The sequence below is a fragment of the Saccharomonospora xinjiangensis XJ-54 genome (genome assembly GCF_000258175.1).
Classification (GTDB): Bacteria; Actinomycetota; Actinomycetes; order Mycobacteriales; family Pseudonocardiaceae; genus Saccharomonospora; species Saccharomonospora xinjiangensis.
Window position 1 is genome coordinate 4,497,360 of sequence record NZ_JH636049.1, and the last position, 9,212, is coordinate 4,506,571.

Consider the following 9,212-nt stretch of genomic DNA (forward strand, 5'->3'; position numbering starts at 1 on the left):
CTCTCGACGTCCGCACGGCTCACGAAGGAGATCGTCATGCGAATCGCGGTTGCCGGTGCCACGGGCAATATCGGGAGCCTCACCGCTGCCGTCCTCGAACGACAGGGGCACGAGGTCGTGCGCATCAGCCGCTCGCTCGGCGTTGACCTGCGCACAGGGGAGGGGTTGGACGGGGTGCTCGCCGGCGTCGAGGCCGTTGTGGACGCCATCAACGCGCCCCCTGCCGACGAGGCCGCCACAGTCGAGTTCTTCGGTGCCACGACACGGAACCTGCTCGCCGCCGAGGAGCGCGCGGGCGTCGGCCACCACGTCCTGCTCTCGATCGTCGGCATCCACGACATCGGCGGCAACGCCCACTACGCGGGGAAGCGCGAGCAGGAACGCCTCGTGTCGGAGGGCCCGGTGCCCTGGACGATCGTGCCTTTCACCCAGTTCCACGACTTCGCGGCGATGGTGACGAGCTGGACCGAGCAGGACGGCGTCGCCACGATCGCGCCACTTCTGGTGCAGCCCATCGCCCCTTCCGACGTCGCCGACATCCTCGCCGAGATCGCGACAGGCGAGGCGAAGGGTCGCTATGTCGATGTCGCGGGGCCCGAGCCGCACGACCTCGTCGATATGGCGAGGCGCACGAATCAGGCGCGAGGCCGTGAGGTGAGGCTCGTGCCCACCTGGTCGGGGATCTTCGGAGCGTCCATGGCGGGTGAGGTCCTGCTGCCAGGGGAAGGCGCCCGTATCGCGCCGACCACGTTCGACGAGTGGCTTGCGACCCAGAAGCCCGCGGAGGAGGTCTGAGCCGGTAGCTCGAAGGGGGTCGGTACCGGGGCGGCCAGCTGTGTCCACTGTGGACAAGCGAGGCCGCTGTCGGCCGAGGGTCGTCGTCGGGTCGGGCAAGTGGCCGCAGCCGGCGCGCCGACTGCGGCCGCCGTCAGGCGATGGGGACGCTTTCGAGGTGGGCCAGGCCCTCGCTCTGGGCCCGGTGCGTGGCCGGGCGCCGACGCTGGATCGTGCGCGACAACGCCCTGCGTTGACAAACTGTTGAAGTTCCGGATCGTAGAGATTAACCTCCACATTGCGGAACTACAGATGGTTGTCCTCTCACGGTCAAGCGAGGTTCGATGTCGAACACGAGTCCGGGCTATGCGATCACCGTTCGGGTCGAGGCGCCTTCCAACGCGGGCGTCACCAGCGGCCTGGTGGCCGCCGTCGGGCGCGCGGGTGGCGCGCTCACCGCTCTCGACGTGGTGGAATCCCACGCCGACCGGATCGTCGTTGACATCACGTGCGACGCCACGGACGCCGAACACGCCGAGACCATCGCCGCTGCGCTCGCGGAGGTGGACGCCGTTTCGGTGCGCAAGGTGAGCGACCGCACGTTCCTCATGCATCTCGGCGGCAAGCTCGAAGTCACCTCGAAGGTGCCGCTGCGGCACCGCGACGACCTGTCCCGCGCGTACACGCCGGGCGTGGCCCGGATCTGCCGCGCCATCGCCGAGAATCCCGAGGACGTCCGAAGACTCACCATCAAGCGCAACACCGTCGCCGTCGTCACGGACGGCTCGGCAGTGCTCGGGCTCGGCGACATCGGTCCCGCCGCCGCGCTTCCGGTGATGGAGGGCAAGGCCGCCCTGTTCAAGCAGTTCGCGGGGGTGGACGCGTGGCCGGTGTGCCTCGACGCGCGGGACCCCGACAAGATCGTCGAGATCGTCCGGTCGCTGGCCACCGTCTACGGCGGCATCAACCTCGAGGACATCGCCGCGCCGCGATGCTTCGAGATCGAGCGGCGGCTCAGGGCCGAGCTCGACATCCCGGTCTTCCACGACGACCAGCACGGCACCGCCATCGTGGTGCTCGCCGCGCTTGCCAACGCGCTGCGCGTCGTCGGCAAGAAGAAGGCGGACGTCCGAGTGGTGGTCAGCGGGGTCGGCGCCGCGGGGTACGCCATTATCAGGCTGCTGCGCGCGCAGGGCGTGCGCGACATCGTCGCCTGCGACCGGCGCGGAGTCGTGCACCCCGGCAGGGACGGGCTCGAACCGGCCCGGCGCTGGATCGCCGAGCACACCAATCCACCCGGTCACGACGGCACACTCGCCGAGGCCCTCGTCGGCGCGGACGTGTTCATCGGTGTCTCGGCCCCGAATCTCCTCACCGGCGACGACATCGCGGCGATGGCCGACGACGCGATCGTGTTCGCGCTCGCCAACCCCGACCCCGAGGTTGACCCGTTCGCCGCGCGGGAGCACGCCGCCGTCGTCGCGACCGGCCGCTCGGACTTCCCGAACCAGATCAACAACGTCCTCGCCTTCCCCGGTTTCTTCCGGGGCATGCTCGACGCGGGCACCAGCGAGATCACCGAAGCCGTGCTGATCGCCGCGGCGGACGCCATCGCCGACTCCGTGGAGCCGGGTGAGCTGGGCGCGGGCTACATCGTGCCGTCCGTGTTCGACGGCACCGTCGCTCCCGCCGTGGCGCGGGCGGTCCGCGAGGCCGCGACGGCGTCCGGCGCGAGCTGACTGTTCACCGACGGGGCAACCGAACGAGGAAGGTGGGAACACTGATGGAGATCCGCATGGCCGCCGACCCGGACTTGATCGCAGGCGAACTCGACGCGCGGCTGGCCGCCTCCGATGGCGCGCTGGCCGCGAGTTTCCCCGGAGAGAGGGGAACCCGTCAGCCGGTGCACACGGTGTACGTGCCGGGCGATCGCTACGACGGCGGCACCGTGGCGTCGTGGGGGAGGCTGGCGCGCGAGGCGCTGGAACGCCACGCGCGCACGCCGGAGGCGTTCGGCGAGGTCACGGACGTCGCCAGGGAACTCGCCGTCGATGCGTACCCGCGCGTGCTCGCCAAGCTGTCCCGCGAGCCGATCGAGGACCTGCGCATCGATTTCGAGGACGGCTACGGTGCCCGCCCCGACCGCGAGGAGGACGCCGCCGTGATCGCCGCCGCGCGAACGCTCGCGGCGGCGGTGCGCGACGGGTCGGCACCGCCCTGTCACGGAATCCGGTTCAAGAGTCTCGAAGCGGCGACCCGGCGCAGAGGCGTGCGCACGTTGTGCCTCTTCGTGGAGGAACTGCACGCCGGTGGCGGTCTCGGCGACGGGTTCGTCGTCACGCTGCCCAAGGTGACCTCCGTTGATCAGGTGGAGGCCATGGTGGTCGCCTGCGAACGGCTCGAATCCGCGCTCGGGCTGACCGAGGGCACGCTGCGCTTCGAGATCCAGGTGGAGACGCCGCAGTCGATCCTCGATCCGGACGGGACGGTGCTCGTCGCCAGGATGCTGCACTCGGCGAACGGGCGGTGTTCCGGACTGCACTACGGCACCTACGACTACTCGGCGTCGTGCGGTATCGCGGCGGCCTACCAAAGCATGGAACATCCGGCGGCGGACCACGCCAAGTCGGTCATGCAGGTGGCGGCGGCCGGTACCGGGGTGTTCCTGTCCGACGGCTCGACCAACGTGTTGCCGGTCGGAGACGAGCACCGCGTCCACGCCGCGTGGCGCCTGCACGCCCGATTGGTGCGCCGATCGCTGGAACGTGGTTTCTACCAGGGCTGGGATCTTCATCCCGCGCAGTTGCCGACCCGCTATCTCGCCACGTACGTGTTCTACCGGGACGGCATGACCGACGCGCTGACCCGGCTTTCCGCCTACCTCGGCGGAGGCGACTCCGGGTATCTCGACGAACCGGCCACCGCAGCGGCCCTCGCGGCCTTCGTGCTCCGCGGTGTCGAGTGCGGGGGAGTGGGTGTCGAGGAGGTCGAGCGGGCGCCCAGCCTGGAACTCGCCGGACTCGCCGCGCTCGCCCGCCGACGCCCCGTCGGGGAGGCTGTCGAGGGGTAGCCTTTCGGCCATGCGGTTGAACGCTGAATTCACCACCGAGCCGTTCATCGGGGAGGGCGAGCCACCGGAGCATGCGCGTGCGGCTCTGCGTGCCGCGGAGGAGGCCGGGCTGAGCGTGGACTTCGGTCCGCTCGGCACCGGTGTGTCCGGTGAGGACGATGCGCTGCTGCCGGCCCTTGGTCGCATCGTGTCTGCGGCGTTCGCGCACGGTGCGACCAGGGTGACCCTCCAGGTGGAGCCTGCCGAGCAGGTCCCGTCGTCCGAGGACGGGAGGCGGTCCGGTGCCTGATCAGGAGAGCGCGGGACGTCATCCCCTGATCGCGGCCGTGCTCCCGCTGGTGCGCAGGGTCAACGGGCGGATCGTCGCCGCCGAGGAGATGGAGGATACGGACGTCCCCCTGCGCTGGGATGGCGAGACCGTCGCCGCGGTGCGCCTCTCCGGCGCCGAGGCGCCGGGCGGCGCGGGACTGGCCGCCCTGCTCGACGACGTGGCCGCCGAACTCGGTGGCCCGCTCGCCACCCTGCCGCGCCAGGACAAGCAGCGAGCCGTGCGGCTGCTGGAGGAGCGTGGAGCGTTCCACTTCCGCAGGTCGGCCGAGACAGTGGCCGAGGCACTCGGCGTGACCCGCTTCACCGTCTACAACTACCTGAACCGGGCCCGGAGCTGATCGCACCGCTCCCTCACCCGGCCGGGTGGGCCGCCGACCTCGTCTGAATCGATCTAGAGAACCGCTGGCCGGTTGTCGATCCTGCTCGGGCTCGTGGTGGGCACGGTGGTCGCCGCGGCGACCGGCATGGCGGACTTCTCGCAGGTGAGCGAGGCGAAGATCTTCTCGCTTCCGGAGATCCTCCACTTCGGATCACCCACGTTCGAGATCGGCGCCATCGTCTCCATGACGATCGTCATCTTCGTGATCATGACGGAGACGACGGCCGACATCCTCGCCATCGGCGAGATCGTGGACACCGAGGTGGACGCGAAGCGCGTGGCGGCAGGGCTCCGAGCCGACATGGGTGCCACCGCCGTCGCGCCCGTCTTCGGCACGTTCCCGTGCAGCGCGTTCGCCCAGAACGTCGGCCTCGTGGCGCTGACCGGCATCAAGAGCAGATTCGCGGTCGCGGTCGGTGGTGGCGTGCTCCTGCTGCTCGGCCTGCTTCCCGTGGTCGGCGCGGTGGTGGCGGCCATTCCCTACCCCGTGCTCGGCGGAGCAGGCATCGTGTTGTTCGGCTCCGTCGCGGCCAGCGGAATCCGCACCCTCGCCAGGGTGCGCTACCAGAACAACCTGAACATGGTGATCGTGTCGGTGTCGATGGCCGTCGGCATCATCCCGATCGCGGCGCCGGACTTCTGGTCGGCGTTCCCCGAATGGCTCGGCGTCGTCATGCACTCCGGGATCAGCGCGGCCGCGCTCGTCGCCGTCCTGCTCAACGTGCTGTTCAACGAGATCACCGTGGGGAACCGAGCAGGCGCCTCGGTGTTCGAGGCGGCCGACAGCAGCAGGGACTCGCTCGGCGACACGCTCGACGACGACATCCGGGGCGAGCCGAGGCCGGTGCCGCCTCGCCAGGGGAGCGAGCCGGCGTGACGCTTCCCTGCCAGGACGAAGGACACGACCGCGCCCGCGCGGACGTGGGAATCGAGGTAACACTGTGACGCACTGCCTTCCCTACGAGGTCAACTGCTCGATCCTGTTCACGGAACTGCCCCTGCTCGAACGTCCCGCCGCGGCCAGGGCCGCGGGGTTCGACGGCGTCGAGTTCTGGTGGCCGTTCGCCGAGGCCGTCCCCTCCGACAGGGAGGTCACCCGGTTCGTCTCCGCCGTCCGCGACGCGGGTGTGCGGCTCGTGGGCCTCAACTTCTTCGCGGGGGACATGCCGGGCGGTGACCGCGGGCTGGTCTCCTGACCCGCACGCTCGGCCGAGTTCGGCGACAACGTGGATGTCGTTGTCGGCATCGGGGAGGAACTCGGCACCAAGGGTTTCAACGCCCTGTACGGCAACCGCGTCGCCGGCGCCGACCCCGGCGAGCAGGACGAACTCGCCGTCGAGAACCTCGCGCTCGCGGCGAGGGCCGTCGCACGCATCGACGGCACGGTGCTCGTCGAACCCATCAGCGGGGCTGAGAGGTACCCGCTGCGGACCGCGGCCGACGCGCTCGCCGTCATCGACCGCGTCCAGCGCGAGACCGAGGTACGGAACGTGGGCCTGCTCGCCGACCTCTATCACCTCGCGGTCAACGGCGACGACGTGGACCGGGTCATCGCCGAGCACGCTCCCCGGGTGGCGCACGTGCAGATCGCTGACGCCCCCGGCCGGGGCGAGCCCGGAACCGGCGAGTTGCCGCTCGGCAGGCAGCTCGCGGCCCTCCAGGAGCGCGGCTACTCCGGCTGGGTCGGTCTGGAGTACAAGCCTTCCGGCGACTCCGCCGACAGCTTCGACTGGTTGGCGCCCGACCGTCGCGGCGCCTGAATCCCGACACTGCGAAAAGGACACAGCAACCATGGCCACCATTGCTTTCATCGGACTCGGCATCATGGGCAGCCCCATGGCGGTGCATCTCGCCGAAGCCGGACACGACGTCGTGGGCCACAACCGGACACCCGACAAGACCCGGCCCCTCGTCGCGGCGGGCGGGCGAGCCGCCGACTCGGTGGCGGAGGCCGTCGCCGACGCCGACGTGGTCTGCGTGATGGTGCCGGACTCCCCGGACGTCGAGGAGGTGCTGGCGGGCGAGGGCGGCGTCCTCGACAACGCCAGGCCCGGCTCGCTGCTGATCGACTTCTCCAGCATCCGGCCGGATGTCGCGGTGGCGCTCGCCGATCGCGCGACCGAACGCGGGTTCCGCATGCTCGACGCGCCGGTGTCCGGCGGGGAGGCCGGGGCGAAGAACGCGACGCTGTCCATCATGGTCGGGGGAGACGCCGCCGATTTCGAGGAGGCGAAGCCGCTCTTCGACGTCGTCGGCGGGATGGTCGTGCACGTCGGACCGAGCGGCAGCGGACAGACGGTGAAGGCCGCCAACCAGTTGATCGTCGCGGCGAACATCCAGGCGCTGTCCGAGGCCGTGGTGTTCCTGGAGGCGTACGGCGTGGACACCGAGGCCGCGCTGACCGTCCTCGGTGGCGGCCTGGCGGGCTCGAAGGTGCTCGACCAGAAACGGAGCAACATGCTGTCCCGCTCGTTCGAGCCGGGGTTCCGCATCGAGTTGCACCACAAGGACCTCGGCATCGTCACCGCCGCCGCGAGGGAGGCCGGGGTCGTCGTACCCGTCGGCGCGCTCCTCGCGCAGCTCATGGCGTCCGCGAAGGCCGTCGGCGACGGCGGTCTCGACCACTCGGCCCTGCTGCGCGGGGTCGAGCGGCTCAGTGGCCGCACGGGCCGCTGACCTCCGCCGATTCCCTTCCGACCCCCGCCAGCGACATTCGAAGGAAGAACACATGGCACGCATGCGAGCCGTCGATGCCGCGGTCCTCATCCTGGAGAAGGAGGGGGCGACGCAGGCGTTCGGCCTGCCCGGTGCGGCGATCAACCCCTTCTACAGCGCGATGAGAGCGCACGGCGGTATCCGCCACGTCCTCGCCCGGCACGTCGAGGGCGCGTCCCACATGGCCGAGGGGTACACCCGGGCCAAGGCAGGCAACATCGGGGTCTGCGTCGGCACCTCGGGCCCCGCGGGCACCGACATGATCACCGGACTGTACTCCGCCAGCGCGGATTCCATCCCGATCCTGTGCATCACCGGCCAGGCCCCGGTCGAGAAGTTACACAAGGAGGACTTCCAGGCCGTTGACATCGCCTCGATCGCGACGCCGGTGACGAAGTGGGCCGTCACCGTGCTGGAGCCCGCGCAGGTTCCTGGCACGTTCGCCAAGGCGTTCCAGCTGATGCGCGAGGGTCGCCCCGGACCTGTCCTGATCGACCTGCCGCTCGACGTGCAGCTCGCGGAGATCGAGTTCGACCCGGAGACGTACGAGCCGCTGCCCGTCACCAAACCAGCCGCGACTCGCCGCCAGATCGAGAAGGCGTTGAGGATGCTGTGCGAGTCCGAGCGGCCGTTGATCGTCGCGGGCGGCGGGGTCGTCAACGCCGACGCGGCGGAGGAACTGGTGGAGTTCGCCGCACTGACCGGCGTCCCCGTGGTGCCGACGCTCATGGCGTGGGGCGCGATTCCCGACGACCACTCGCTGATGGCGGGCATGGTGGGCTTGCAGACCTCCCACCGCTACGGCAACGCGACGCTGCTGGCCAGCGACTTCGTGCTCGGCATCGGCAACCGGTGGGCCAACCGCCACACCGGTGGCATCGACACCTACACCGAGGGCCGGACGTTCGTGCACGTCGATATCGAGCCGACGCAGATCGGCAGGGTGTTCGCCCCCGACTACGGCATCGTGTCGGACGCCAAGGCGGCGCTCTCCCTGTTCGTGGAGGTCGCGCGGGAGTGGAAGCGCGCGGAACGACTGCCCGACAGGGGGGCGTGGGCGCAGGAGTGCCGGACCCGCAGGAGCACGATGCAGCGTCGCACCCACTTCGACACCGTGCCGATCAAACCGCAGCGGGTGTACGAGGAGATGAACCGCGCGTTCGGTCCCGAGGTCCGTTACGTCAGCACCATCGGACTGTCGCAGATCCAGGCGGCCCAGTTGCTGCACGTCTACCGGCCGAGGCACTGGATCAACGCGGGCCAGGCGGGGCCGCTCGGGTGGACCGTGCCCGCCGCGCTCGGTGTCGCCACGGCGGACCCGGAATCCACGGTCGTCGCGCTGTCCGGCGACTACGACTTCCAGTTCCTCATCGAGGAGCTCGCCGTCGGTGCGCAGTTCAACATCCCGTACGTCCACGTCGTCGTGAACAACGCCTACCTCGGGCTGATCCGCCAGGCGCAGCGCAACTTCGACATGGACTACTGCGTTCAGCTGTCGTTCGAGAACATCAACGCCCCCGAACTCGGCGGGTACGGGGTGGATCACGTCAAGGTGGCCGAGGGGCTCGGGTGCAAGGCGATCCGCGTGTTCGAGCCGGACGACATCCTGCCCGCGCTGGGCAAGGCAAGGACGCTCGCGGCCGAGCACCGGGTTCCGGTGGTCGTGGAGGTGATCCTCGAACGGGTCACCAACGTCTCGATGGGCACCGAGATCGACAACGTCGTCGAGTTCGAACCGGTGGCCGAGCACGCGGGGCACGCGCCCACGGCGATCGCGCCGCTGGACTGAGGGTGGAGATCCCGTCATGCCGACCGTGCTGATCGCCTCGGACAAGTTCAAGGGGTCGCTGAGCGCCGCGGAGGTCGCCGACGCCGTCGGCGCCGGGGTGCGGAGCGTGCTGCCCTCCGCGCGGGTGGTGGCCGTCCCGGTCGCCGACGGCGGGG

At 70.2% G+C, this 9,212-nt stretch carries 8 protein-coding genes and 2 pseudogenes; all 10 read left to right on the plus strand.

Features of this window, described 5'->3' with window-relative positions:
- Positions 1–36 precede the first annotated feature (36 nt).
- Complete coding sequence (locus tag SACXIDRAFT_RS20400) at positions 37–795, plus strand: SDR family oxidoreductase (protein WP_006240577.1); 759 nt, start codon at positions 37–39, stop codon at positions 793–795.
- A 323-nt stretch (positions 796–1,118) separates the two neighbouring features.
- Positions 1,119–2,513, plus strand: coding sequence for an NAD-dependent malic enzyme (locus SACXIDRAFT_RS20405; protein WP_006240578.1), 1,395 nt, complete (start codon positions 1,119–1,121; stop codon positions 2,511–2,513).
- 44 nt (positions 2,514–2,557) lie between these two features.
- Positions 2,558–3,844: a DUF6986 family protein gene (locus tag SACXIDRAFT_RS20410; protein WP_006240579.1), complete on the plus strand. Its 1,287-nt coding sequence runs from the start codon at positions 2,558–2,560 to the stop codon at positions 3,842–3,844.
- Between the two features lie 10 nt (positions 3,845–3,854).
- Complete coding sequence (locus SACXIDRAFT_RS20415) at positions 3,855–4,133, plus strand: thiamine-binding protein (protein WP_006240580.1); 279 nt, start codon at positions 3,855–3,857, stop codon at positions 4,131–4,133.
- Positions 4,126–4,512: a helix-turn-helix domain-containing protein gene (locus SACXIDRAFT_RS20420; RefSeq protein ID WP_006240581.1), complete on the plus strand. Its 387-nt coding sequence runs from the start codon at positions 4,126–4,128 to the stop codon at positions 4,510–4,512. The genes SACXIDRAFT_RS20415 and SACXIDRAFT_RS20420 overlap by 8 nt, the downstream gene beginning before the upstream one ends.
- Before the next feature lie 72 nt (positions 4,513–4,584).
- A complete protein-coding gene (locus SACXIDRAFT_RS20425) occupies positions 4,585–5,430 on the plus strand; it encodes a solute carrier family 23 protein (protein WP_408640384.1) in 846 nt (281 codons plus the stop codon).
- Between the two features lie 64 nt (positions 5,431–5,494).
- Positions 5,495–6,313, plus strand: a pseudogene (locus SACXIDRAFT_RS20430) (hydroxypyruvate isomerase family protein).
- Positions 6,314–6,338: 25 nt separating this feature from the next.
- Positions 6,339–7,229 (plus strand): annotated as a pseudogene (locus tag SACXIDRAFT_RS20435) (2-hydroxy-3-oxopropionate reductase); the annotation flags it as partial.
- 52 nt (positions 7,230–7,281) lie between these two features.
- Positions 7,282–9,057, plus strand: coding sequence for a glyoxylate carboligase (gene gcl, locus SACXIDRAFT_RS20440; protein WP_006240583.1), 1,776 nt, complete (start codon positions 7,282–7,284; stop codon positions 9,055–9,057).
- A gap of 16 nt (positions 9,058–9,073) precedes the next feature.
- Positions 9,074–9,212, plus strand: a 139-nt coding sequence (locus SACXIDRAFT_RS22565) for a glycerate kinase (protein ID WP_006240584.1), incomplete at its 3' end; no start/stop codon positions are given.